The organism is Cytobacillus oceanisediminis 2691 (assembly GCF_007678455.1).
In the GTDB taxonomy this organism is placed as follows: domain Bacteria; phylum Bacillota; class Bacilli; order Bacillales; family Cytobacillaceae; genus Mesobacillus; species Mesobacillus oceanisediminis_A.
Genome location: NZ_VEEP01000457.1, coordinates 1 through 229, shown reverse-complemented (window position 1 = coordinate 229; position 229 = coordinate 1). Strand labels below are relative to the sequence as shown.

Annotated in this window: 1 pseudogene; it reads left to right on the top strand. The window is 38.9% G+C overall.

Annotated features, from left to right (window positions below):
* Positions 1-50: 50 nt before the first annotated feature.
* Positions 51-229 (top strand): annotated as a pseudogene (locus tag FS736_RS25705) (protein-glutamine gamma-glutamyltransferase); the annotation flags it as partial.

The window sequence follows — 229 nt, the reverse complement described above, 5'->3', positions numbered from 1 at the left end:
TGAAAGTGAAAGATGGTTGGGTGGGGTTCAGTTGATTGAAATAGTGTAAATTGAATGGGATTTATTGGACAAAAGGAGGAAGTGGTTATGTTTTGAATGGAAATGTAGGGGGGTGTGATGGGATATGTGATATTTTTAAGAATGGGGAGGAGTATGGGTTTGAATGGTGTACGGGAATGGTGATGATTTTTTATAAAGTAGTGGTTGAATGGATCAGAGTGGCGGATTT